General features: G+C 44.9%; 24 protein-coding genes. 5 read left to right on the top strand and 19 right to left on the bottom strand.

Annotation, left to right across the window (positions count from 1 at the left end; translation table 11 throughout):
• Positions 1-58: 58 nt before the first annotated feature.
• The 8 genes from BBC0122_RS03465 to BBC0122_RS03425 form a co-directional block, all read right to left on the bottom strand.
• Positions 59-880 (bottom strand): glycosyltransferase family 2 protein, encoded by an 822-nt coding sequence (locus BBC0122_RS03465; RefSeq protein WP_077991383.1) that lies wholly within the window; start codon positions 878-880, stop codon positions 59-61.
• A 431-nt stretch (positions 881-1311) separates the two neighbouring features.
• A complete protein-coding gene (locus BBC0122_RS03455; protein WP_077991380.1) occupies positions 1312-3393 on the bottom strand; it encodes a hypothetical protein in 2082 nt (693 codons plus the stop codon).
• 290 nt (positions 3394-3683) lie between these two features.
• Positions 3684-4214 (bottom strand): molybdenum cofactor biosynthesis protein B, encoded by a 531-nt coding sequence (gene moaB, locus BBC0122_RS03450; RefSeq protein WP_077991378.1) that lies wholly within the window; start codon positions 4212-4214, stop codon positions 3684-3686.
• Positions 4215-4229: 15 nt separating this feature from the next.
• Entirely contained in the window at positions 4230-5141 is a 912-nt protein-coding gene (locus BBC0122_RS03445; RefSeq protein ID WP_077991376.1) for a 4-(cytidine 5'-diphospho)-2-C-methyl-D-erythritol kinase, read from the bottom strand.
• A gap of 2 nt (positions 5142-5143) precedes the next feature.
• The gene (locus BBC0122_RS03440; protein WP_077991375.1) at positions 5144-5329 is read right to left on the bottom strand and encodes a hypothetical protein; all 186 of its coding nucleotides are present in this window, start codon (positions 5327-5329) and stop codon (positions 5144-5146) included.
• 98 nt (positions 5330-5427) lie between these two features.
• Positions 5428-6276 carry a S49 family peptidase gene (locus BBC0122_RS03435; protein WP_225868146.1) on the bottom strand — a complete coding sequence of 283 codons (849 nt, stop codon included), beginning with the start codon at positions 6274-6276 and terminating at the stop codon, positions 5428-5430.
• Positions 6277-6379: 103 nt separating this feature from the next.
• Complete coding sequence (locus BBC0122_RS03430) at positions 6380-7147, bottom strand: tRNA1(Val) (adenine(37)-N6)-methyltransferase (protein WP_225868145.1); 768 nt, start codon at positions 7145-7147, stop codon at positions 6380-6382.
• Positions 7148-7166: 19 nt separating this feature from the next.
• Positions 7167-7391, bottom strand: a complete 225-nt coding sequence (locus tag BBC0122_RS03425) for a putative signal transducing protein (RefSeq protein WP_077991374.1) — start codon at positions 7389-7391, stop codon at positions 7167-7169.
• Between the two features lie 173 nt (positions 7392-7564).
• Here BBC0122_RS03425 and BBC0122_RS03420 point away from each other — a divergent pair, with 173 nt between their 5' ends.
• The 5 genes from BBC0122_RS03420 (at position 7565) to BBC0122_RS03400 (ending at position 14949) form a co-directional block, all read left to right on the top strand.
• On the top strand, positions 7565-8581 hold the full coding sequence (locus BBC0122_RS03420; protein WP_225868144.1) for a polyprenyl synthetase family protein: 1017 nt from the start codon (positions 7565-7567) through the stop codon (positions 8579-8581).
• 120 nt (positions 8582-8701) lie between these two features.
• A complete protein-coding gene (locus BBC0122_RS03415) occupies positions 8702-10450 on the top strand; it encodes a tetratricopeptide repeat protein (RefSeq protein ID WP_077991373.1) in 1749 nt (582 codons plus the stop codon).
• Between the two features lie 135 nt (positions 10451-10585).
• Positions 10586-11530 carry a glycine--tRNA ligase subunit alpha gene (locus tag BBC0122_RS03410; RefSeq protein WP_077991363.1) on the top strand — a complete coding sequence of 315 codons (945 nt, stop codon included), beginning with the start codon at positions 10586-10588 and terminating at the stop codon, positions 11528-11530.
• The gene (gene glyS, locus BBC0122_RS03405) at positions 11530-13824 is read left to right on the top strand and encodes a glycine--tRNA ligase subunit beta (RefSeq protein WP_077991361.1); all 2295 of its coding nucleotides are present in this window, start codon (positions 11530-11532) and stop codon (positions 13822-13824) included. The genes BBC0122_RS03410 and glyS overlap by 1 nt, the downstream gene beginning before the upstream one ends.
• Positions 13825-14037: 213 nt before the next feature.
• The gene (locus tag BBC0122_RS03400) at positions 14038-14949 is read left to right on the top strand and encodes a bestrophin family protein (protein WP_077991359.1); all 912 of its coding nucleotides are present in this window, start codon (positions 14038-14040) and stop codon (positions 14947-14949) included.
• A 253-nt stretch (positions 14950-15202) separates the two neighbouring features.
• Here BBC0122_RS03400 and BBC0122_RS03395 read toward each other — a convergent pair whose 3' ends face one another.
• The 11 genes from BBC0122_RS03395 to BBC0122_RS03340 all read right to left on the bottom strand — a co-directional run bounded on the left by BBC0122_RS03395 (position 15203) and on the right by BBC0122_RS03340 (position 26363).
• A complete protein-coding gene (locus BBC0122_RS03395) occupies positions 15203-15511 on the bottom strand; it encodes a YodC family protein (RefSeq protein WP_077991354.1) in 309 nt (102 codons plus the stop codon).
• 1237 nt (positions 15512-16748) lie between these two features.
• Positions 16749-17228, bottom strand: a complete 480-nt coding sequence (locus BBC0122_RS03385; protein WP_077994464.1) for a F0F1 ATP synthase subunit B — start codon at positions 17226-17228, stop codon at positions 16749-16751.
• An 8-nt stretch (positions 17229-17236) separates the two neighbouring features.
• Positions 17237-17809: a F0F1 ATP synthase subunit B gene (locus BBC0122_RS03380; RefSeq protein ID WP_077991350.1), complete on the bottom strand. Its 573-nt coding sequence runs from the start codon at positions 17807-17809 to the stop codon at positions 17237-17239.
• 158 nt (positions 17810-17967) lie between these two features.
• Entirely contained in the window at positions 17968-18198 is a 231-nt protein-coding gene (locus BBC0122_RS03375) for a F0F1 ATP synthase subunit C (RefSeq protein ID WP_075870187.1), read from the bottom strand.
• 57 nt (positions 18199-18255) lie between these two features.
• Entirely contained in the window at positions 18256-19014 is a 759-nt protein-coding gene (locus BBC0122_RS03370; protein WP_077991349.1) for a F0F1 ATP synthase subunit A, read from the bottom strand.
• Positions 19015-19025: 11 nt separating this feature from the next.
• Positions 19026-19445: an AtpZ/AtpI family protein gene (locus tag BBC0122_RS03365; RefSeq protein WP_077991345.1), complete on the bottom strand. Its 420-nt coding sequence runs from the start codon at positions 19443-19445 to the stop codon at positions 19026-19028.
• Positions 19446-19676: 231 nt separating this feature from the next.
• A complete protein-coding gene (locus tag BBC0122_RS13385) occupies positions 19677-20984 on the bottom strand; it encodes a cell wall hydrolase (protein WP_418214877.1) in 1308 nt (435 codons plus the stop codon).
• A 256-nt stretch (positions 20985-21240) separates the two neighbouring features.
• Entirely contained in the window at positions 21241-22668 is a 1428-nt protein-coding gene (gene der / locus BBC0122_RS03355; RefSeq protein ID WP_077991341.1) for a ribosome biogenesis GTPase Der, read from the bottom strand.
• Positions 22669-22671: 3 nt separating this feature from the next.
• A complete protein-coding gene (locus BBC0122_RS03350) occupies positions 22672-23343 on the bottom strand; it encodes a tetratricopeptide repeat protein (protein WP_077991340.1) in 672 nt (223 codons plus the stop codon).
• 96 nt (positions 23344-23439) lie between these two features.
• Positions 23440-24594 (bottom strand): FUSC family protein, encoded by a 1155-nt coding sequence (locus BBC0122_RS03345; RefSeq protein ID WP_077991338.1) that lies wholly within the window; start codon positions 24592-24594, stop codon positions 23440-23442.
• Entirely contained in the window at positions 24591-26363 is a 1773-nt protein-coding gene (locus BBC0122_RS03340; protein ID WP_077991336.1) for an SLC13 family permease, read from the bottom strand. The genes BBC0122_RS03345 and BBC0122_RS03340 overlap by 4 nt, the downstream gene beginning before the upstream one ends.
• Between the last annotated feature and the right edge of the window lie 31 nt (positions 26364-26394).

The following is a 26394-nucleotide window of genomic DNA, read 5'->3' as shown; positions in this document are numbered from 1 at the left end:
CAGAGCCAGATCAATGCTGCCAATCCCGAAAGACAGACTATAATAGATAGAATGTACCTCATTGCCTGTCTTCATCTTTTTGCGTGGTGAATACAATTTTTCCTGTGTAGGATGCGTGCTTGACTGTTCGCATATCAGACTTTAAAAAACGCCCACGCATAAAAAAATATTTTCCTAGTAACTGAAGAACCTTGAACGCCTGGCGAAACAACCGGACATTGGAAACCTGATCGCTTTCACGCCACGTAATCGGGAAAAATCGCACCTTCTGCCCTTTGTTATAACTGCCAAGTAACATTACATAGTTAAAAGTCAAATCATCCGGAAATTTTTTATAATAGAATTCCTTAAATTTATCCAACCGGTAAACATTCAGACCGGAACCCAAGTCGTAAATCCGATGGAATGCTACCACTGAAAACAGCCAATTATAAACACGATTACCGAATGTGCGAAATGCCGAATAGCCTTCAAGCTTGCTATCCGTCATAAAGCGGGCTCCGAGAAGACAATCATTTTCCAAATGTATTCCCTGCTTCAGAAATGGTAGCAAATCTCTGATATCTGCCTGATCGTCACCATGCAAAACGACAAGATAATCATAACCATGTTGAACGGCATATTGGAACGCCACTTTGTGAGACCCGCCGAGTCCATAATTATCGGCATTTTCCCATACGATAAAACGACAATGATCCAGTTGGTCTCGCCCTGAGGAAATAGCTTTGTCTGGTGTATCATCAGGTGATCGGTTATCAACAACCATCACCGTGTCCACCCATTTTTGAACTTCATCATCGAATTGCGATAACACCCGTCCTATTTGAGGAGCACAACGATAAGCGGGAATGAACACGAGAATGCGTGGCTTATTTTCCAATTATCAAACCTTTCTTTTCCATAAAACGGGTGAGATAAAACATAAAAAGAAAATTCGTCATGAGATTAAAAGGCGTGATAATGACTTTTGCAAGCGCCTGCCACCCGATGTGAAGAAACCTCGACAACTCAATAAAATAAGCGATATTTACAAACTGCGATATTAAATACGAATAAAACAGAATTGATACAAATTGCCACCCCCAATACATAGCCAAAAAAAAGCTGTTTCCTTTGTATTTTTTTGTAAAAACTATTCTAAGAGCAACAAACCAGACAAAAGTCACGGCGATAAAAGACGATATGAAATTTGCCGTGCCAACATTAAGGCTGAATAAAAAGACCATCGCCAACATAAGACAAAAATCAATAAGCCACCCACATCCGGAGATAAAGGCAAATCTCAAAAATGACCGACTGAGAGAATTAAGTCTATGCAACAATAGATTTTCTCTTTTCTTTAAGCGACTTCAACCAGTCTTTTTCCATAAGAGCCAATGGTATAGCAAAAAAGACCCAGACAGGAACCATAAGGATATATGTCCAATTAACCGTTGGAGACAGGAAAATAGCACCGCACGCCAAAATTATAATTGCAAAATTCAGAATGAAAACGGCTCTCAGCTGACAAAAGAGAACCGGATACACAAACAACAATATGAAGGCCGACAACCAGTTCCAATAATTGATATCCGCATTCAACATGTTCGCTAATTTTATCAGGAATTGTTCCATCGGTCTCACCACAGTGTTGGTCTTATCCAATATAAGATTATGGTTATCCGCTACCGCAGCGTGAGGGCCGAGATCGCCTAGAGTACGACTTTTATATTTATCACTCAATTGCCCCACGTCTTTGTTCAAAATAGCGGTTGCACGATCTTTGAATCTCGAAAGAGAAGGCATAGGTTGCTCAAAGAAAGAGCGAACAAATCCTTTTTTAAGTTCTTTTGTTGCTTTTTTTTGATTAGATGGACTTATCCAGGTAACATTAACCGAATCCCAAAAATAACGTTCGCTCGTTGGACTATCGCAATAAGCTTTCGTACTACCTGTAAGATCAATGGCATGAACCAGCAAAACAGACGCTTTAGTCGGTTTGCGTTCAGCCACACTGCCTGGACAAGGGACATAAGGTCTGACCATATCCAAGAGAGATATCATCTCCAGCCTACGATTATCATACGCCACATCTACATGGAAAAGAGCCGGAACAACGTGGTTCACCACTACTATACCCAGAATAAAAAACACCCCGCCAAGCAAAAAACACTTTTTTGTTTTTAATGTAATTACCTTCCTATAAAATAATAATATAGACAGATATAATATTGGTATAATTATATATTCTTTTCTCAACAGAACGACAAATGTAACAATAACAACAGAAATAACAGCATTTTTTCTATCTCCTTCTTTTACAAACATCGATTTAAGAAAGAAATAGATAGATAATATCGTTAAAATTGGTGGAACGAAATATCTTTGAGAAACAAATGTCACCGCATAGAATACAGGACAAACTAAAATCACAAATACTATTAAATAGTAAAATATATACTGAATTGTTTTTTGCCTAATCGAGTGTGCTATAATTATAAACGTCAAAGCAGTCCAAATAACAACCGGAAACTGTAGTAATTTTATATTAACCATATACAATATATAATTATATATCATAAAAATCGATGAATAATGTATAGAAAATTCACCTAATAGTATTTCTTTAAAAGCTACGTCATCGGTAAATATTCCGGGAAACAAAATTAAATACTCAATTAAAATTAATATCAATATAAAAATATCAAATAAATTTAATTTATTATATTTCTTTAATAAAATAAATATCACCCCATATATGAATAAAGATGATATTATAGAAGAAGCAAGAAGCATTAACTGGTTTGAAAATAAGTAATCCGACGTATTTTTATAAAAATCAACGCTAAATCTCTTATCGTTAAACAACGATAGTTCCCGTGCTTCGCCTGTTGAAGCATCTGCTAAAACTAAATCTTTAGCCTGCACAGAATGAATATAGAATGGCTCAAAATTCGGAATCTCCCATGATTCTATTCTTGCAACTGTGCTCGATATAGAACCATTTTCACCATCCGAAACAACGCCCAATGTTTTCTTCTCTGTAACGGTATTACAGGTTTTATCGATGCAAACCTGATCGTCAGGATGTAAAAAAAACAGTTGGAACGATTTTGTCTCTTGAAGTTGATATGTTAACGACGGACGAAGCTCGTCTTTTTGCCTTTTGACTATAAGTTTACCGCTAAACTTTTCATACACTCCGTTATCAAATCTCAGCTTGCTCAAATTGTTATGATCGTAAAATGAACCGAGATAAACTTCTGAAAACGGGACCGAAAAAGAGACCGCATATATGTCATGCGGAGCACGTGTTTTTCCCAAACCACTTAAAAAAATGACAATCGGCACCAATAGAAAATAAAGCACTAAAAACTTTTTGTTCGTAATGATGTTGGACATTTTTTCAATCATTGCCGAGTCTCGCGGAATAGTTCACCAAATACGAACTTTGCGTTACCTTATTTGAGGTTTATTTCCAACCAAAAAATTCCCGGTTAGAATAAAGTTTTCCATCTAAAGAAATATAAAAATAACTTCTTTATCATATTTTTGAACGTATAGTTTTATATATATTTTTTAGCGTTTGCATATGTAAATAGAAGAATTAATAAAATTCTTCTATTTACTTTATATGCAAAAAATGAAAATTCAGATTTTCAATTCCATCATTGCAAAATACTGACTGGATCAAAGGGATTATCTTAACGTTCTGTCAAACGAGGCATGAGCATAACCAGATTATGCGGACGTTGGCGGCTATCAAGCTCGCCTTTCAATATATTATCCCATGCATCCTTGCAGGCACCTGTTGAACCGGGAAGGCAGAAAACAAATGTTCCATTGATTAGCCCTGCTGTTGCGCGTGACTGTATCGTCACCATGCCGATTGTCTCATAGGAAACTTTATGAAACATAGCCGAAAATCCATCCATCCGCTTGTCAAACAGTGGTTCTATTGCTTCCGGTGTAACATCGCGGCCGGTAAATCCGGTACCACCGGTCGTGATGATAATTTCAACATCGGGATCGGCTGCCCAATCAACGATCTTTTTACGGATTTCAGGAATCTCGTCGCGAACGATATCGCGTTTTGCCAAATTATGACCTGCTGTTTTGATACGTTCCTCAAGAACATCTCCGGACCGGTCATCGCTAGAATTACGTGTATCCGACACTGACAAAACCGCAATATTGAGCGATTCCATCTTTGCATTTTCATCAATATGACTCATGATTTCTATTCCTGATTATGGTTTTATTTTGCCGACAGTCTCGATGGCTTTAACGAACCAGTCCGGTTTTTGTGATTTTATCTTTCTCGCCGCCTCTTTCGCTCTCTTGATATTTTCATAAATGCCGAAACAAGTTGCACCTGACCCTGACATACGAGAGAGAAGAGCACCGTTTCCATCAAGTATCCCTAAAACATCATCAAGTTCGGGGGCTAGAGAGCGTGCACATTCATAAAGGTCGTTATGCGTTTTTTTGAGTTCATTCACAAGTGAAGCAGGATTGGACAAGTTTGCAACATCAATATCAAGTGCCGTGCTTTTCCTGTTACCCAAAAGTTTAAAAATTTCCGCTGTCGAGATCGACTGCCCGTGATTGACAAGCACCATCGGAATTTTACAACAATCAACCGGTTGAAGTTTTTCGCCGATACCCGAAACACGAAGCGATTTACGATTTAAAAAGGCCGATAAGCACATCGGCACATCAGCGCCCAATGTCAAGCCGAGTTCAAGAAGCTTTTCATCGGAAGCTTCGATTTGCCATTGCTGTTTCAATAGCGCAAACACACCGGCAGCATCGCCGGAACCTCCCCCGATACCGGAAGCAACAGGCAGATTTTTTTCAAGGCTTAACCGGCAGGATTTTGACTTTGAAGGGAAATTTCTAATAAGAATATCACGCGCCCGCACAACCAGATTATGCGTTTGATTATTCGTGTCTACTGACAGCACACCCGCTTCCGGTCCAATAATGGAAAAACTGTTTGTTCCGGCAGCTTCATAATGGAGAACATCACCTTCAAAGCTGAAACAAACCAGACTGTCAAGAAGGTGATACCCGTCATTGCGCTCCCCCACCACATGGAGCGCCAAATTGATTTTAATCGGCGTTACTACTGTTGCTCGACCTGCAACTCCGGAAGCCACGTTTAATCCCGCTCGACGTAGTATTCACCGGTCTCCGGATCTTTGACCAATGTGCCATTCGCGCCGTTACGGCGTTCTTCTTCTGCATGTTTGACACGCAAAGCAACACGTTGCGATTCGCGTTTGAAAGCACGATAGGCATAAAGTGCAGCTGCACAAATCAGACCATAAATAACTAATCTCAACATTTTCACCTTTAGCTCCCATATCATTATTTGATAATTAATGAGCGCAAATCAAGTCTTGAAACAACTATTGTTATATCTTCCTGCAAAAATTTGTCTTTTTAAAGTCCATAGCGCTGCCACAAAGCCCGTTCTTCTGCCGATTGAATAAGACCATCGACAGTTGAAGAGACAAAACCCGCCGAAATTGCCGGAGTTTTGCGCCCTAACAAGCTTCTGGATGCCGAAACAAGACGCATCTTGGCATCACGCCCATAACGTTGTTTGACGAGCGAACGCAAATCGGAAAGTTCATCAACCAGCCCCAGTTCCTTTCCTTTTTTGCCGGTCCAGAACATGCCGGTAAACAGATCAGGGTCATCGACAAGTTTGGAACCACGACTTTCCTTGACGAGATTGATAAAAGTTTCATGAATTTCGAGCTGCAAAGCTTTCAAATGATCGACATCGGCCTTTTTTTCCGGTTGGAACGGATCAAGCGAGACTTTGTTCTTGCCGGCTGTATAAACGCGGCGTTCGACACCGATTTTTTTGAGCAATTCGGGAAAACCGAATGAAGAAGATACCACACCGATAGAGCCGACAACTGAAGATGGATCTGCAAAAATCTCGTCGCCTGCGCAGGCAATCATATAACCACCAGAGGCTGCAACATCTTCAACAAAGACGAGAACGCGTTTGTGTTTTTCTTCGGCAAGATCACGAATACGACGGTAAATCAGCCGTGATTGCACCGGTGAACCACCCGGAGAGTTGATAGCGATGGCAACAGCCGGTGCCTCTTTATCCGAAAAGGCTTTTTCCAGAGCATTGGCGCAAGAACTCAGGGACAAAGTCTGGCGCAAAGGCGATGATGCCTCCATAATCATTCCCTGCAACCGCACTACCGGTATTTCTACGGCGTTGGAACGGAACCGGCGTGGAATAAAACGTTTGAAAAAACCTGACAAAGTTTGAACTCCTGATAAGAAAATCTGCTTCTATTGCTAAAAAACTGCACCATTGTCATTTAAGTTGTAAACGGCAAAAAGCAATATTTTGTTAAAATCGTGTTCACAAACTCTGCCAGATGCTCTTCTTTCCATTATTGATTGCGTCTACAAGCGGAGAAAAAGCATGTAAGTCACTATCATGGATATAAAGAGCCGGCATCAAAGACAAAGGCGCTTTGCTTGCTCTTTTTGCGTGGATCAGAATTCGGATTGCGGGACTATTTTTGCGTGAATGGACCGGAAACACCAAAATATTGCCGAACCGCCCTTCACATGCTTTCAAAATGTCGGATAACGATTGTGGTCGTGCGATCAAGCCTAAAAAACCGGATGGTCTCACAATTGCTGAAGCTGTCCGTATCCAGTTTTCAAACATCCGGTCAGTCATGACATGTGCGGCAGCTTTGAGATCATCAGGCGTTTTCCGGTCCATTGGCGAATTGAAAGGCGGGTTCATTATGGCAAAATCGAATGCATTATCAAAAAGTCCTGCGTTCTGCCGTTCTTTACCGCGCAAGGTTAGATCGGCAGAAATAACGTCAATGCGATTGGCAATGGCCGCGTTTTGAGCAAGAGCAATGCTTTTTCTGGCAAAAGCAACCATTTCGGCTTCACGTTCGACAAGCGTAACTTCGGCTTTTTTGCAACGTGCGGCTACAGCAAAACCGGCAGCACCCGCACCGGCGCCAAGATCTGCAAGCTTTCCGCAAAAATCAGTCGGCACCAGTCCACCAAGCAACATTGCATCCATGCCGGAACGATGCCCGCCATTTTTTGGCTGAACCAGATAAAACCCGCCACGATGGAAGACATCTATTGTTTCGTTCATAGAAGAAGTTTCCAATTTATTATCCTTGCGCGAGTTCATGTTCCAGGCCGGCATCTATCATAATTTGTCTTGCTTCATCGGCACTTTCTCTATCAACCAGAAAACGGCGACGGATAGCTCCGAGTGAACCTTCCGCCACACTGGTATTCTGATCCGTTACAAAATAGAGTATTCCGGCCGATTTCATAAGACTTTCGGCAAAGGAAATGAGGACAATATCGTTGGTGTCAAATAATTCGATCATGAGGCTATGTTGCATATTTAACGATTGTGCGGCACCCGGTCGCAGAAGAAATTAGCATTTTTCCTTAAATAATTTTTGAAACGCGCTATCTCAAGCAATATCACGCTTGAGTTGGTGAGCTTGGTTTATTAAGGTGCAGGCAAAAATCAAAAGATTTTTCAGGAGTATGAGCATTGGTTGCTGACAATAAAACAGTTAAAAAAACCGATAATCAGGCGTCGATAAAGCCGCTTATCGATATTACAAAAAGTGATATGGATAAAGTAAACAAGCTCATCATTGCTATGGCCGGCTCCGATGTGGAAATGATTCCTGAAGTTTCAAATCATCTGATTTCTTCGGGTGGTAAAAGATTAAGACCGATGCTGACTTTGGCTTCTGCCCGCTTGTTCGGTTATCAGGGATCGGGGCATATTAAACTGGCAACGGCAGTTGAATTCATGCACACAGCAACTTTGCTTCATGACGATGTTGTTGATGATAGCGATCTGCGGCGTGGCAAATCGACCGCCAGAATGATTTGGGGCAATGAGGCGAGTGTCCTTGTCGGCGATTTTTTACTCGGACAAGCATTCAAAATGATGGTTGAAGTCAATTCCATGGATGCTTTGTCGGTGCTCGCCAATGCTGCCGCCATTATTGCAGAAGGTGAAGTCATGCAGCTTGCCGCCGCAAAACATTTGACGACAACTGAAGACGAATATTTGAAAGTTATCAATGCCAAAACGGCTGCCCTCTTTTCTGCGGCCGCAGAAGTCGGGCCGATTATCGCCGGTTGCGGGCAACAGGAACGTCAGGCATTAAAACATTACGGTACGTCACTGGGACTTGCCTTCCAGCTTGTCGACGACGCGCTCGATTATGGTGGCAATTCGGAAAATTTAGGTAAAAACACCGGCGATGATTTTCGTGAAGGCAAAATTACCATGCCGGTTATTCTTTCCTATATTCGTGGCGACGAGACGGAAAAAAAATTCTGGAAACAATCCCTTGAAGAGGGAAAAAATGATGATGATGCACTCGCCCACGCACAAAAATTGATGCAACAACATCATAGTCTTGAAGATACAATCAAAGCCGCCCGTCACCATGGCAATGAAGCTTTGAAAGCGCTCGACGGATTGGCTCCAAGTAAAGAAAAAGCCGCACTTTGCGAAGTCATCGAATTTTGTATTTCACGCGTAAACTGATCTTCCATAAAACAGTGTTCGCGTAAAAATGACCGGTGGCGGATGATATTTTTGCATATTTTGGCTGGATATATTCTATAAATATGGCCAACCTGTTTTAAGTCAAAAGAGGATTTTTTCATGCAAGCCGCGAAAGCAACCCGTCTGATTGCATTATTTACTGCGGGTACGATATTGATGACAGCATCTGCTGTTGCAAAAAAGGAAGAACCTGTCAAAGCAGGGTCTTTTGCCGGAGCCTATCTGGCGGGTCGCATCGCTGCAAGCGACAACAAGGTCGATCTTGCTATTTCCTATTTCAAACAGGCGCTGGGATTTGAACCGAACAATGTCTCTATGCAGCAGGATATGCTTTTGACGCTGCTGTCGGCAGGCGATTTCAAGGAAGCTGTCAAACAGGCAAAGCGACTGAAAGGCAATACCGATGTCGAACGTTATGTAAGGCTTACTCTTGCAAGTGACGCCTTCATACGGAAAAACTACATCACAGCAAAAAGCGAGCTTAAATTTTCCGACCCTTCCGACATGGATACACTGACATCCGGTTTGCTGGGGGCTTGGGCAACATTCGGGCGTGGCAATACGGCCGGAGCGGTTGATGAAGTCAAAAAATTGCTTGGACCGGTCTGGTATGATTTGTTTTTAAGTTATCATATGGCCTTGATGAGTGATCTTGCCGGTCATAGAGACAATGCCGAGCGTTATTACAAACAGGCACTCAACGACCAACAGGGTGGTATAGCAGCACCTGATACCTATGAACGAATCATCATTTCTTATGCATCTTTTGAACTTCGCAACAACAAGCGCGATGAAGCTCTCGCCACTTTGCGCGAAGGTGAAAAAATGCTCACAGGGCGGGACGCTTTAAAGAATATTCGACAACGCGTCGAAGCCGGCGGTTCGCTTGATATGCTGGTAAAAACACCTCAAGAGGGTGCAGGAGAGGTATTTTATGACCTCGGTACTGCTATCAATCGAGGCGGTGCAGAAGCATTTGCCCGCATTTTTTTACAATTGGCTGAAGCCCTGCGGCCGCACAATGATGCTACACTCTTCCAACTTGCCGATATTTCCTCAAAACTGGAGGAAAACGAGCGGGCTATTGATACTTACCAGGAAATTCCGGTCAAATCGCCATATTATCGCGATGCGGAATTGAGGCTTGCTCTCATTCTAGCCGACACGGGCAAAAGTGAAGAAGCAATCCGCCATCTTGCGGCGCTGGAAAAAGATTTTCCGGAAGACGAGCGCATTTCTATGGCAATGACCGGCGTTTATATGCAGGACAAGGCATATGATAAAGCCGTTGCTGTCATGGATCGGGCGATCTCCCGCATTCCCCATCTCGAAAAACAAAATTGGTTGATGTTATATCAACGCGGCATGGCAGAAGAGAGATTGAAAGAGTGGGATAAAGCCGAACCGGATTTCCGCAAAGCACTTGAGCTCTACCCTAACCAGCCTCAGGTTTTGAATTATCTCGGTTATTCACTTATTGACCGGAATGAAAAACTCGACGAAGCTTTGAATATGGTCAAAAAAGCAGCCGAGCTGCGCGCGCAGGACGGCTATATTGTCGATTCGCTAGGCTGGGCCTATTACAAGCTCAAGCGTTATGATGAAGCTGTAAAAACGCTGGAAAATGCTGTCAAACTACGCCCTGAAGACGCAACCATCAACGACCATCTCGGCGACGCATATTGGCGTGTCGGGCGCAAACTTGAAGCCACATTCCAGTGGAACCATGCAATTGCAGGAAAACCGGAACCGGAGGAACTGGCAAAAATTCAGGAAAAACTGAAAACGGGGTTGAAAGACATTCCTGAAGAAAAAACGGTCGAAAAAACCGATAGCGCACAACACTGAAAAGGATAAAGCTTAAGTCCGACATTTGTTTTGACTTGTCTCGTCCCTTGACCATAGAGGCGCGAAAGAATAGACATTTTTTGCCGGACCTTCTCTTTCCGGTTGTTCTTTTATCAATCTTAAAAGGGTAATATTGTGAGCCTGCCCGAATATCTTGATCCGAAACGCTCTTTCCAGGGTCTCATTCTGACGTTGCAAAACTATTGGGCGCAATATGGTTGCGCCGTTTTGCAACCTTATGACATGGAAGTGGGAGCTGGTACATTCCATCCTGCAACAACGTTGCGTTCATTGGGACCGCGTCCGTGGAAAGCCGCCTATGTGCAACCTTCGCGCCGTCCGACCGACGGTCGCTATGGTGAAAACCCGAACCGTTTGCAACATTACTATCAGTTTCAGGTTCTGCTCAAACCGTCGCCGGATGATTTGCAGGATCTTTATCTGGGGTCATTGCGCGCTATCGGGCTTGATACCGATATTCATGATGTGCGCTTTGTCGAGGATGACTGGGAAAGCCCGACATTGGGAGCATGGGGGCTTGGCTGGGAATGCTGGTGTGACGGTATGGAAGTATCGCAGTTTACTTACTTTCAGCAAATTTGCGGCATCGAATGCTCGCCGGTATCGGGAGAACTCACCTATGGTCTTGAACGACTTGCCATGTATATTCAAGGCGTTGACAATGTTTACGACCTCAATTTCAACGGACGCGAAGGCAAAGATAAAATAAGCTATGGAGATATATTTCTTCAAGCCGAGCAGGAATATTCGCGGTTCAATTTCGAATTTGCCAATACCGAACTTTTGCACCGCCATTTTATAGATGCAGAACGCGAATGTGCGGCTATTCTGGAAGCAGGAAAACCGCAGGAAAAAGGCAGCCTTCACCTTTGTGTTATGCCGGCTTATGACCAATGTATCAAAGCCAGTCACGTCTTCAATCTTTTGCAGGCGCGCGGTGTCATCTCCGTTACAGAAAGACAAAGCTATATTCTGCGCGTGCGTGATCTCGCACGCCGTTGTGGTGAAGCATTTCTGTTAACTGATGCCGGTGGCGCAAATTATAAAGGGGAAGCCTGATGCCCGACCTTCTTCTGGAACTTTTTAGTGAAGAAATTCCGGCTCGTATGCAACGCAAAGCTGCGGGCGATTTGAAAAAACTTGTCACCAACGGTCTTGTCGACAATGGTCTGGTTTACGAAGCTGCCAGAGAATATTGGACCCCGCGTCGTCTTACTCTCGATATAAGGGGCGTGACTGCCCGCTCGAAAGACGTTCATGAAGAACGTAAAGGTCCAAGCACCAAGGCTCCCGAACAAGCTATTAACGGCTTTTTGCGGTCTGCCGGTCTTTCCGATATTAGCGAAGCCGAAATCGGAACCGACCCCAAAAAGGGTGATTTCTATATTGCGCGGATCGTCAAAAAAGGTCGTACTGCCGAAGAAATTATTGCGGATATTATGCCTGACATCATTCGCAATTTCCCGTGGCCGAAATCCATGCGCTGGGGAAAGCAATCCACAAAACAGAATGCGCTGCGCTGGGTACGTCCTTTAAAAAACATTCTGTGTGTCTTTGGTCCTGAAAATGACGCGACCGAGGTGGTTCCTTTCGAGGTTGCAGGACTTGAAAGCAATAATATCACCTATGGTCACCGTTTCATGAGCGATGGCAAACCGATCGAGGTTCGCCGCTTTGAAGATTATGTGACGAAGCTCGAAAACGAGAAAGTCATTCTTGATGGTGATCGCCGGAAGGAAATCATCCTTGCGGATGCGCGCAATCTGTGTTTTGCCAAAGGTCTTGATCTGGTTGAAGATGATGGTCTTGCCGAAGAAGTGTCGAATCTTGTCGAATGGCCGGTCGTGCTTATGGGCGAGTTCGAGGAAAGCTTTTTGCAAATTCCTGCCGAAATTATCAGGCTCACCATCCGCATCAATCAAAAATGCTTTGTCACCCGTAAACAGGGGGAAGAGCAAAAACTATCCAATCACTTCATTCTGGTGTCCAATATCGTAGCACCTGATGGTGGCAAGGAAATAGCCCTTGGAAATGCCAAAGTTGTGCGCGCACGTTTGTCGGATGCCTTGTATTTCTGGCATACCGACCAGCACAACCTGCCGGATCTTTCCGAGCTTACACTATCGGCCGAAAAACTCGGCCTCGATTTGAAGAAGCCACTTGACCAACGTATGGCTCGCCTTGACCACCTGAACGTCACTTTTCATGCAAAACTTGGCACTCAAGGAGCACGTGTTGAACGCATTGCCGCTCTTTCATCACTGATTGCTCCACTGGTCGGAGCCGATGTTGAACTCGCCAAACGCGCCGCACTCCTTGCGAAAGCGGATTTGCAAACCGAAGCAGTCGGTGAATTTCCCGAACTTCAGGGTGTCATGGGGCATAAATATGCACTGCTTCAGGGCGAAGATCCAAGTGTGGCCGCAGCAATTGAAGAACATTACAAACCACAAGGTCCGACAGATCGCGTTCCACGTGCACCGGTTTCTATTGCTGTTGCTCTTGCCGACAAGATTGATACGCTCGTCGGTTTTTGGCTTATTGATGAAAAACCGACAGGGTCGAAAGATCCTTTTGCGCTGCGGCGCGCATGTCTCGGTGTTATCCGCCTGCTTCTTTCCCGCGACTGGACAATCCACCTCATGCCGATTTTCAAACAGGCTATCAGTCTTATTTCGCGTCACACAATAGAGCGCGCACTGAGCCTCTATGAAGATAGCTTGCGTCGCGAAAATGCAAAAGAAACAGACGCGGCAGAAGACATAGACAATGCTCTTTCAATGGAAGAAAAAAAGCTTGAAAAGGAAATAGCAGCGAAAACCGAACCGGTGCTCGCTGATCTTCTGTCTTTCTTCCATGACCGTCTGAAGGTTCATCTCAAAGACGAGGGAGCACGTCATGATGCGATTGATGCGATCATGCAAAGCGATGCCGATGACCTCTTGCAGGTTGCGCGCCGCGTTGAAGCGTTGATTTCGTTTATCAATACAGATGACGGGAATAATCTGATTGCCGGTTTCAAGCGTGCCTTCAATATTCTTGAAGCCGAGATCAAGAAAAAGACGTCGATTGCAGAAAATGTTGATCCGGAACTTTTCATAGAAGAGGAAGAAAAACGGCTCTTCAACGCGATTACCGATGCTGAAAGCAAGGTTCAATCGCACATTGCTTCCAATGATTTTTCGGGAGCTTTGCTCGTGCTTGCGGGATTGCGCGAACCGGTTGACGCATTCTTTGAAAAAGTACTCGTCAATGATGATAATAATGCAGTCAGGGCAAACAGATTGTCGCTCTTACAACGCATTACCAAACTATCCGGCTTGGTAGCGGATTTTTCCAAACTTGCCGCTTGACCCTAAGCTTGTGGCTTGAGCTCAAGTTTGTGGCTGGAGCTCAAGTTTGCGACGCAATTATTGAAGGCCAGTGAGAATGACGAAAACGCAAATTGATATTCTTCAATAATCAGGCAATGTCGTCACCAAATGCCTTCAAACTGCCGTAAAAAAATTTAAAAATAATGTTGTTGCCGGTGATTATGTTTTTGCTCACCGGCAATGGAGAATAAAATGATTATCCGTAAGCGGCCGGGTTTTTTGCGGCTTTTTTTCGTTTTGCATGGCTCTATTCTTCCTGCCATTGCACCACAACTTATCGCAATTCTCGTTCTTTCAACTGCTTTGGTATTAGCCCACCATTTTTATCCCCGCGTCATCCCCACCTATAATAACGGGACGGCGTTCATGATGCTTGGCATTGCGCTGTCGACCTTTTTGGGGTTTCGCAACAATGCCTGTTATGACCGCTGGTGGGAGGGACGAAAAGTTTGGGGAAAAATTATTTCAGGTTCGCGCGATATGATTCGTCAATCGACGATATTGTGCGACCGTGAAGCCGACCGCAAAACCATATTGGAACTGACTTCGGCGTTTTCCCATAGCCTTGTAGACCATTTGAAGGGAACCTCTTCGCTTCCCTCTTTGATAGCCGACTATCCGGAGGAATTTCTTAAAGCCTATCAGGCAAGTCACAATAGGCCTTCTTTTATCCTCAACCACATTTCCGAATGTCTGGCGGTTTTGCACCAACAAAAGGCTTTGAGCGACATTCAATTCCAAATGTTCGATAAAAGTCTGACCGAACTTAACGAGAACCAGACATCCTGTGAGAGATTGAACAATACGCGTGTACCATTTGCCTATACACTTCTCTTACACCGCACCGCTTATATCTACTGTTTCCTCATTCCATTCGGCTTCACCGATATACTCGGATGGTGGACACCTGTTGCCAGCCTTCTTGTCGCCTACACTCTATTCGGCCTCGATGCACTAAGCGATGAATTGGAACAGCCTTTCAGTAACATTGATAATGTCTTGCCTATGTATTCAATGGCTACAACAATCGAGCGTGATGTTTGCGCAGCCATTCACCTGCCGCTTCCAAAACCTGTTGAACCGGTCGATTTCATATTGAGATAGGATCACTCTTCGAGAGTGGAACATTGGTAGTGCGCTAGTCTCGCCAAAAGTAATAGAACCCACAACTAAAGGGATTTGAATTGCGCTTGGTAAAATGATGAAAACGACAAAAGAAATAAACGAGACAGAAATTATGGCATAAAATACCGCTTTGAAATGTTCCGATTGTTTCAATCAAAACAGGTTTCAAAGCGGTTTTTCAAAAATTCAAAGCGGGTTTTCAAACAAACCGGATGCTTTTATCGGGAGAAATCTAGACAGACTTTTTCTCGGTTTTTTTTGCCGCCTTGAACGTGGCCATTGCTCTGCCATTTTCTTCAATTTTGATCTTGCCTTTATTCTTTGAAGATTTGTGCTTTTCTCCCTCGTCCATGAGTTCGAGCGTATCTTTGCGGAAAATCGCCGTCTTCAAATGCTCATCCTTGAACCATACGCAAGAAATTTTGCTATTATTGACTTTATCGACAGTCATTTTAGGACCGCCGGATTTCAACCGAACAATATTGCCAGCTTTAAACATTTTATATCCTTCTAAACGCTCCAATTTGACAACCAACGTCATAAAAGCTCCCCGCTCTTAAAACGTATTTTACTATATATAAGCTTTAAGCGGAGGATATTTTAGCTTTGGTTTCTACAATTTGTCCATGAGGCAAAGAAAAATATTTAATTGTTCGCCTCCACCCTGCAAATTGCCGTAAACATTAAGAAAAAATCGCAATATAACGATCCGGTCGGGTCGAGTTCTACAAACTATCAACCATAATGGCGGAAATTCTTACCCCCGACTTGAAAATGGTAAAAACATGCCAACCAGAGTTCCTTGCCCCTGTTTTACCCCCTCCGGCATTTTCCCCTTGCCACTTGATTTCCCGAAGAGCCGCGGTTTAAAATTCTTCAAACAGAAGCTTTTATGGAAGTTGAAAGAGATTTCGTAACCGGAAGCCAAGCGCCGAAAAAAGTTTCTCCTACAACTTGTTTGACGCCGAAAAACCGAATTTCAAGCATTTTCCAGCTCCTCGCTCCGGCTTTATAGCATAAACCAAATCGCCGTTCCCGATTCCGGTTTTTCTATTATTGTCGACGTAAAACTTCACACTATATCGGCGGCATTAAGCTTCATACTATATCGGTGACGCTAGACTTCACGTTCTATCGGCGGCATAAAACTGAAAGCTGAATAGTATTAAACTTTGCTCTTGATCGCCTGCATTAAACTTTAAGCTTGATTGGCGACATTAACCGTCACACCTTATCTGCCGCATTAAACTTCACACTTCATCGCTGGTAATAAACGTTGCGCATTATCGTCTGCATGAAACTTTGTGCTTTTTCGCTGGCACCAAACTTCACGCTTCATCGCCCGCATCAAACTTCACTCCTTACCGTCTGAAGTAAACTTCACGCTTCATCGCCAGCGTTAATCGATAAAAAGCTCCTTGAACTGGAGACTTGACAAAGACCGGTTATACAGGGCTTATCCGGCGAGCTTGTTTTTGTATTTTTAAGATTTTTTTGATCGGATTTCGGCTTTTTTTTAGCCGGCGTTTTCGCTTTGCTTTTATCGGGAGCTTGAACCAAGGCAGATGCAGCAACCGATTTTTGCGCTTTGGTTGATTTAGGATCTCTCAATATTTTTACCGCTTTTTTCGCCACTTCGGCGCTCATGGTGTCTTTAAAGAAATAACATTGGAACTATTTTTCCAATTCTGAAAACCTTGTTAACGGAAGGCACAAAAAAACCACGCATAAAGCGTGGTTCGATTTCAGCTAAAGGAAACTGGCCTGATTGAAATAGTCTAATTCAGATGCGCTTTAACATCGGCCAGTGACTCTTTAATGAGACTGGCAGATTTCTTCTCATCAATTTCTTTAACAAGCATTTCTTTTGCGGCAGCGACCGCAATATCAACAACCGAAGACCTCACCGCATCGACAGCTTCCGATTCAGCATGTGCAATTTTTTGTTCGGCCATCTTATTACGACGGGCAACATAATCGGCCATTTTTTGGTGTGCGTCCTTGGCAAGCAATTCTGCTTCGCGTTTTGCTGCGGCAATAATTTCTTTTGCTTCCTTTTCAGCCTGCTCGCGCTTGGCCTGATAAACCGCCAAAAGTTCCTGAGCTTCTTCACGTGTGCGGCGGGCTTCATCAAGTTCACTGCGAATAAGTTCTGCACGTTTATCAAGAAAACGGTTAAGAAGTGCAGGCACTTTATAGTAAACAAGGATAGCTATAAAAAGAAGCAATCCTATCAGCGCCCAGAAGGTATCTGTCATCATGGCTTTTACTCCACACCGCTTACAGACTTGACGGCTGCAGTTGCTTGCGATGCACTGACTTTAGTACCGATCAGTTGTTCCACAATTTCGGCTGCTGTCGTTTCGGCAATCTTGTTCACATTCCCCATAGCACCGTCGCGAATTTTTTTAATTCGCTCTTCGGATTCCGCAAGTTTCTTATCAAGTTCGGCTTCCGACTTTTTACGTTCTTCGTCTATCTTGCCGCGAATTTCATCAGCAGAGCTTTGGGCGATGGCGATGGCGCGTGAACGGGCTTCAGAAAGCTCTCGTTCATAAGAAGCGATAGCACTTTCACGTTCCATATTCATGCGTTCGGCTTTGTCATGGTCGGATGCAATCCTGTCACGACGGATTTCAATTGTACCTCCAATGCGCGGCACAATAATTCTGGATATGATTATATAAAACAGGCCGAAACAGATAATAAGCCAAAATATATGTGACTCATAATATGAAAAATCAAAAGGCGGAAAAACACCCTTTGCATGTTGTGCAGCTTCGCCCGCATGTTCTACTGGCGTTTCGACAGTTTGCGCAAATGCGCTTGATAGAAACATCCCGTTTTACCCTCTCACAAGCTCCAATGCTTTAATACAATTTGTAACAGCCTTTTGGCAGCTCAAGGTTTTCTATTTCATTGGCTTTAGCATCGAAAGCGAGTGGCAGGCTTTCACGCCTGCCCCGCCAAATGCAATAGCCAAAGGCAATCAATTTATTAAACAGCAAACAGAAGCAGAATGGCAACGAGCAATGAGAAAATGCCCAAAGCTTCTGTAACAGCAAAGCCGAAAACCAACCGTGCAAACTGACCATCGGCAGCCGACGGATTGCGAAGCGCACCCGAAAGATAACTGCCAAAGATATTACCAAGGCCAAGAGCTGTACCTGCCATACCAAAGCAGGCAAGACCAGCGCCTATATATTTTGCTGCGAGTGCTAATTCCATATCATTCTCCTTTGAAGCAAAATCGCATTTAAAAGCGGTGGAACCCCACCAGTTTCATCAATGTCCGGGATGCACCGCATCAGCAAGGTACATACAGGTTAGAATAGTAAAGACATAAGCTTGCAGGAATGCCACAAGAACTTCAAGAGCCGTAACCGCCACTGTCATAATGAGAGGCAAAACAGAACCACCAATGCCTGCTGCACCAAGGCCTATCATAGAGACAACAAAGCCCGCAAATACTTTTAGCGTAATGTGCCCTGCCAACATGTTGGCAAAAAGACGAACCGACAGGCTGATCGGACGTGAAAGAAAGGAAATAACTTCGATTACTGTCACCAGCGGCAGAATGACAACCGGTACGCCCGAAGGAACAAAAAGCCTTAAAAAACCGAACCCGTTTTTGATAAAGCCATAAATAACCACTGTAAAAATGACCAGCATGGCGAGGGCGAAAGTTATGGCGATCTGGGAGGTAACCGTATAAAAATAAGGGAATAATCCTAAAAAGTTCGCTACGAGCACAAATACAAATATTGAAAACACCAGCGGAAAAAACCGCATACCTTGTGCCCCTGCCGAACCGCGCAACATATTGGCGACAAACTCGTAGGTAATTTCCGAGATTGATTGCATCCTGGTCGGAATTATTCCCCGACTCGACGACGATGCAAATAGAAACATCGAAGAAAAAACCACCGTTATTGCCATGAAGAGCGAAACATTCGTGAATGATAAATCCATATTTCCGACGGAAATATTAATCAGCTTAGACATCTGGAACTGATGAATAGGATCTGGACCGCTCGCTGACACCTTAACCTCTTTTACTTGGGCTTATTGGGCCCATCATCTTGGCGCGATGCGCCGTTTTTGCCAATTTGACTGGGAGCCACAGCCCCCACCGACCGTAATATATTCAACACTCCGGCAGAAAATCCAAGGAAAAGAAAAATAATCAATCCCCAAGGCGAAGTTCCTGCCAATTGATCAAATCCCAACCCTAGTATAACACCAACCACAACACCAGCCAAAAATTCGCTGGATAACCGGATTGCCTGTGCCATTCCTTTAGGTGGTCCAGATTCCTGTTCCGATGGATCCGGTTTTTTGTCCCTTTGATAACGAGCCAATTTTTCCTGCAGATTGCGTCTGCGTGTTTCCAGATCCAAAGTTTCAGGACTGTTCCCCTGCTCCGGCATTTGAGTACCCTTCTCAGGCTTAACAGGTTTGGCATCTTTTGCCATCTCTGGCCCCTCAATCCCGAATGCAAAGTAAAGGTCTGACCTCTAGAGTTGCGCGCAACATATTGTGACCAGAGGCATTCGTCAAGGCGCAAGCCCCAAGTTCAAAAGGATTTTTCTTCAAAAAAGGAAGTAAAGACATTTATTAACTTGTTTTTTCTGCCAGCAGAATTTCAAACTGTGCATTACCCTGCTGTTTTGAATTATATTTTCTGCTTTAGAATAGTCGTAATATCAGATCCATCCGCCATAGCGGGTCCGATAAAAAATATGCAATCCGATCTTGTCCACCTTAATCATTGTACTTGCCCAGCGGGGGCGCACATAAACAGCATGATAATGGGTGGCGGAACCGACTTCGGGAAACCATATCTGCCCTGCCGAAACCGCTCTGGCAACCTGTTGAGCCACTGTCCATTGGGCCATCTCGGTTACTTTGTGCTTGCGCCCGTCACAAGCAAATGAAAACTGGCAGTGATTGATCCAGTTTGTATTCTGATAAACAACGCCGCAAATTGTCTTGGGATATGCCGGATTTCTGACCCTGTTCAAAACAACCTGGGCAACAGCAGCTTGCCCTTTTATTGATTCTCCGCGCGATTCGAAATAAACAGCTTCAGCCAGACATTTTTGTTCTTTCGCTGTAAAAGCTTCAGCCGGTAAAGGCGTTGCGGCCCACGCGTGGTCGTTACGCCCTATCGGCGGAATAAAGCGCCCGTTCCGGTCGATTGGCGAATGTTGATCGGTCAAGACACTGTCAAATGCACTTGTATCCACCTTTGCATTGGCAGGAGCATAACCGAGCGCCAGAATATCGGGATTATCATTGGTGACGAGATTTTTAAGAATCTTTGGTACCGGCAGTTTTGCAACCGGTTTTTTCTGCGGGATAACAAGAGCGATCTTTGTTTCGGCCTTGTCAGCGATTTTCTTCATATTCTTGTCGGCAGTTCCTGACTTTTCACCCGATTTTTCCGTGTACCGTGCAATTGCGAATGTATCGGCTTGTTCGAGATGTTCTGAATAAGGTATCCGCATATCGATATGTGGCAATTCCAGTCTGGTTGAGGCTGACAGATCAAATTTTGTGGCAGCTTTTTTGCCTGTGTTCTTTTCTTCTTTGGTTGTTTTTGTTTCAGTTGCATCAACAGCTTTGACATAGTCTGTGTCGACTTTATCTGTTTTTGAAAGAGGCTCTTTCTGCTCGTTTTTTGATAAAGTTATATTGGAAGTGATCTCTTTATCATTCGCTGCCACGCTATTTGCCTGAATTTCGGAACCATTCGCCATTAAAGCTTTATAAGGCGAAGCGAGATTGACAAGATCTGCTTTGTGCACCGATGTAGCAGCGAGTGCAGAGAGACTTGCACCAAAAAAAACCGGCAAAACACGGGACTTGCGTTTTTTCTGTTTTAAAACAACCGGCGCGTCATAAAAGCGCCCCTCCGGCATATAATAAGAGGATGCGGCGCGAAGCATTTCAGTCCGCTCTCCTTTGTTACCATGACGGCGCAAAGACGGTATGAAAGACACTTCAAACACCACATCACTCCAACGCAAATACGCTTACGCAAAACAAAAAGAAAAACTTGTTTTCTGTGATTGGGAGATTGCCTCATCAACCTTTATTTATGGTTAACAAAAACCCCTTTATTCGTTGATTTTATTGCTTAATTTTTCCTTAATTTACGATAATGGTTAACGCAAAAATTGCGCATTTACCGGCTTTGATAAAAAAACAAAGCGATAGTGTTAAGCTTTCTAAATAAAGTACAAACGGAATTTTTTTAAAAACGACTCACCGTTTTTTAGCCCGTCCGGCAAATGGATTGTCAGAGGTTGTCATGGTCAACCGTATTGGAACACCGGGCATATCGAACGAATCGCGCAAGCCGTTTATAAGATAGCGCAAATAGGATTGCGGCATTGCTTCCGGTCGCGAGCAGGAAATAACAAAAACCGGTGGGCGGGTTTTAATCTGGGTGATGTATTTGACCTTCAAACGCCGCCCTGAAACGGCTGGAGCCGGATGATAGGCGGTAATTTCGGCAAGCCACCGGTTAAGCTTGCCGGTCGACACACGCCGGTTCCAGATACGGTGGATCATCTCGACATTTTCCATAAGCCGATCAATCCCCTCGCCCCGTTCACCGGAAACCGGTACTGCTCTCAATCCACGGACTTGCGGCAGAAGGCGGGCGCATTCTTCGTGCAATCGGGCAAGTGTTTCCTGCCGGTTGTCGATCAAATCCCATTTGTTGAAAGCGATGACGGGTGCACGCCCTTCCCGTATAACAAGATCGGCAATCTGCAAATCCTGTTTTTCAAACGGAATAGTTGCATCAAGAACAATGATGACAACTTCTGCAAAACGTATTGCACGCAAAGTTTCTGCAACAGAGAGCTTTTCGAGTTTTCCTTCGACTTTCGATTTTCGACGTAAACCTGCCGTGTCAAAAAGCTTGATTTGCCGCCCTCTCCACTGCCAATCAACAGAAATAGAATCACGGGTTATTCCCGCTTCCGGACCTGTCAGCAACCTGTCTTGTCCAAGCATTGAATTGATAAGAGTGGATTTGCCCGCATTGGGGCGACCGACAATTGCAATCCGCAAGGGTTTTGTCGGATCATAAGCCGGCTCTTCCGCCTCCGGATCGTCAATTTTCTCGCCAAATTCGTTGTCGCTTTGCCGGTTTTGCTTGCCCGTTTCTGTCCGGTCGAAAGCTTTTTGCCTGCCAACGGCAGCAACAATAGCGTCTCGCAAATCCTGCAACCCCAAGCCATGTTCGGCAGAAATCGGGCAAGGCTCGCCAAGGCCGAGTGACCATGCTTCATAAAAGCCTGCCGTTGCCTGTTTCGATTCCGATTTGTTGGCAACGAGCACAATCGGCTTACCCGACTTGCGAACAAGCGAAGCAAAATTCAGATCGCTTGATGTCATGCCACTTTTCGCGTCAAGTACAAAAAGGATAAGATCGGCCTCATCGATTGCCGCTTTTGTCTGGGCGCGCATACGCCCTTCCAGACTATCGCTTTTTGCTTCTTCCAGACCAGCCGTATCAATGACATCGAAACGCAAATCCATCAAACGCGCTTCATGACGGCGACGATCTCTCGTGACGCCTGGCGTATCATCCACAAGAGCCAATCTTTGTCCGACAAGGCGATTGAAGAGTGTGGATTTGCCGACATTCGGGCGGCCTACAATTGCAATGGTCAAGCCCATTTTTTATTCCTTGGCAATAGCACCGGAACCTTGCATAAGCTCAAGCATGAGACGCGAACGCTCTGTTGCCTTGATTCCGTCAAGTCTCTCATCGACGATTTTCTGGAAATAATAATGTGCTTCATCCATTTTTCCAGCTTTATAGGCCGAAAGCCCCAAAGCCTCACGCGCCATTATGCGAGTAGGGTCAACATCGGTGGCAAGATCTTTGACTCGTTTCTCGACATCCTCGAACGAGCCGCTATCCACCAGAATATAAGCTGCGCGGATCTTTGCCACTTTTTGTATCATTTCCGGTGCATTTTTATTGTCGGCTATCCGGTCAAATTCTGCTACCGCTGTTTCCGGATCACCCTGTTCCATGTAGATCGAAGCTTTTCTCAATCCGGCCAACAGGGGATAATCTCCGAAACCCGATTTTTCGACGTCATCAAGTTTTTGCAAGGCTTCGTCAAAACTTTGCTCATTGCCAAGATCGAAACTTGAAAGAAATGTATCGCCGATATGACCGGCCTTCGAGGTCTGCCAATGGTCGTAAATCTGATAGACACCCGTTCCCAGCACGAGAAGAACAGCAGCCAGAATAAGATAAGGCCCATAATTCCCCCATAAGGCTTTGGCCTTTTCCTGACGGATTTCTTCATTGACCTCACGAATAAAACTTTCATCCGACATTATTTTTTCCTGTCAAAAAAAGGGGTTTTAGGGCTTTTAAGCATAATTTGGCAAAGATGGTAGTCCTTATCACAAAAAAAGGACAGAATAAGTCGATTATAGGGGTGTTTTATTGCTTTTTTCGTCCTCTTCAGCAGAGAGAAGCGTTTCTTCGCGTTTGCGTTCTTCAATCTCTTTTCTGACTGCATCCAGAATCTGCTTTTTTCTGTAAGCGGCAAGACGGTGTTTGCGTGTCCGGCTTTTATAGAATCGGGCAAGCGTTGTTTCTACCATTTCAATGTCGATAACACATTCACGCCATGTCAGTGACGCTTCGGCTCTGTCAGAGCGATCAGGAAAAACAAATTGTTGCCCCGAATTTGCTTCTCCCGCAATGAAACGACAATTCTTGACAATAAGCTTCAAGGCTTCCACCAGCCAATCGGGCGGTGGCTCCCGCCCTTTTCGTATAGCGTTGACCATTGCTTCGCAAAACAACAAGGACGAAGCGTAAAGCCTGATACCCGACTGGTCATAACGTGCCGAGAGCGAAGCAACCTCGCGCGACGAAAATCGGCCGCGCAATGTCCATCGTGCATTGGATCTTGTAACGTCAATTGCGCCTATCAATCCGATTAACGCCGAATGGGTACGACTACAACTCTTCATTGCCTTGATTGCTGCGGCAACATCATTCCGCTCAAGTGCGTCGGTTGCAAGAGTATAATTGAGAGCGACTTCCTTGAAAAAACGTTCCACCGCCGAATGCAGTGTTTTCAAAGGATCGGGAGTGAACAGAATCTGGCTGAAGACAAGACCGATCGACGTACCCACCGCAACATCGATTGCCCGCGTCCAACCGGCGACATCGGCCCCCAGAGCAAAAACCATGACCGCCGAAATACCGGCTTGGATAATAATGGCCGGAACGATCGAATAAGCCGAAGCAATCGTCATTCCTGCAAAACCCACAATGGCAATACGAACTTCGGTCGGCATCGGCGGCAATAACAATGTCAGTTCGCCGACAGCGACACCGGTCAAGACACCAGCCAATACATAGATCGCCTGCCGCCCATGACTCGGAATTCCCGGTGCAAGGCAGATAAGAGCCGTCATTGCAGCATAAATTGGATGTTCATGATCGAGGAAATGAAAGGAAACAAACCATGCAAGTCCGGCCGCAAGACCTGCACATAAAGCATCTTTCCAGCTTGCCTGAACCTGGTTGAACGCCTGCCGGAGTTTGATTCTGAAACCGGTTGTCATCATGTCAGTGGCCACACCCACATCAACATAGGAACAGAAACCACCGCAATCAGAATACTCAATGGCGCGCCAAGTCGCGGATAATCGCTGAAATAATATCCCCCCGGTCCCATAACCAGCATATTGCATTGATGACCGATGGGGGTGAGAAAATCACACCCCGCACCGATGGCAACAGCCATTAAAAATGCTTCCGGTTTGAATTGAAGCGATTCGGCAAAGCTTGTTGCAATCGGTGCCATCACCATAACGGTCGCAGCATTGTTGAGAAATGGTGTAACCAGCATAGCCGCAACGAGAATAACTGCCAAAGCACCCGAAGGTGGGAGCGAGGAGGCAAACATACTTAACCAATGGCCGATAATTTTTGTGCAACCGGTTTTTTCCAAGGTCTCGCTTACCGGAATAAGGGCTGCCAGCATGACCAATATTTGTCCGTCAAGAGCCTGATAGGCATCACGCGCGGGTATAACACGAAAAACGATCATGGCAGCGGCTGCGGCAAAAAAAGCAAGAGCAACAGGAACAATCTGCAAGGCGGTTGCTACAATCGCGATAAACAGAATGGTAAGTGGCACCAAACCATGACGCAGACTACCGAACATAATATTGCGTTTGGCGAGTGGAAGACATTTCAGTTCCTGCAAAAGATCGGGAATAATATCGTCCCGCCCCTGCAATACAATGACATCCCCAAGCCGGAAGACAATATCACCGAGGCGCTGTCTTACGCGTTCCTGCGGCCTGCTCAGAGCCAGAAGATTGACATCGTAGCGATCAAACAGATTGAGCCGTTTGGCATTAATGCCGATGAGAGGCGAATTGTCTGTAACGACCGCTTCAACCACATCTATCTGGCGCAATTTGTCACCTGTCTGGACATCGCGACCTTTGGCAATATCGAGTTTTGCCGTATTGATAACCGAATCAAGCCCGCCATGTGTGCCTTCAAGAACCACCGTGTCTCCTTCAGCAAGTAAAAAATCCGGAAGCGGTGAAATAAGGTTCTTGTTTCTTATAATTTGTAGAACCATTGCATCGCCGCCCGCCGGTTTGACAAGATCGGAGATCTGTTTGCCAATGACTGTCGAGCCGGTCACCACACGTGCTTCCGAAATATAGTCACGATCGGCCAGACTACTGTTTGTCGAGACAGTTTTTCTCGCTCGCGCCGGCACCAGCCATGAGAAAAATACCAGATAGAGAACGCCTACAGCCGCAACAGTTGCACCCACCGGTGTAAAATCGAACATCGTAAACGATTTGCCGACAAGATGTTCCCGCATGGCAGAAACAACCACATTCGGCGAAGTTCCTATCTGTGTCATCAGCCCTCCGAGCAAAGCACCAAATGACATAGGCATAAGAAAAACCGAAGGCGAAACATTGGAACGGCGGGCAAATTGGAAAGCAATCGGCAGCATAATTGCCAAAGCGCCGATATTTTTCACAAACGCAGATAAAATTGTAACCACGATAACGAGAAAACAAAGTTGCAGACGCACCGATTTCACATCCGGCCAAACACGCTGGATAATAAGTTCCATTATTCCGGAACGTGCAACACCGGCACTTACCAACAGGGCACTTCCAACAATGATAACAATATCATCACTGAAACCCCTGAAAGCTTCTTTAGGGCTTACAATACCGACAGCACAGGCAAGCAACAACGTCAACACCGCTACCACATCATAGCGGAACCGATCCCATATAAAGACCGCCATCATGAGACCAATAATGGAAAAAGCCATAACCTGATCTGTTGTCATAATGAAATGCCGCCCACCTTCTTGTTGTTCT

The organism is Ditibartonella choladocola, assembly GCF_002007565.1.
Classification (GTDB): Bacteria; Pseudomonadota; Alphaproteobacteria; order Rhizobiales; family Rhizobiaceae; genus Bartonella; species Bartonella choladocola.
Note: the sequence above shows the minus strand (reverse complement) of the source record. Positions and strands in the feature narration are given on the sequence as shown.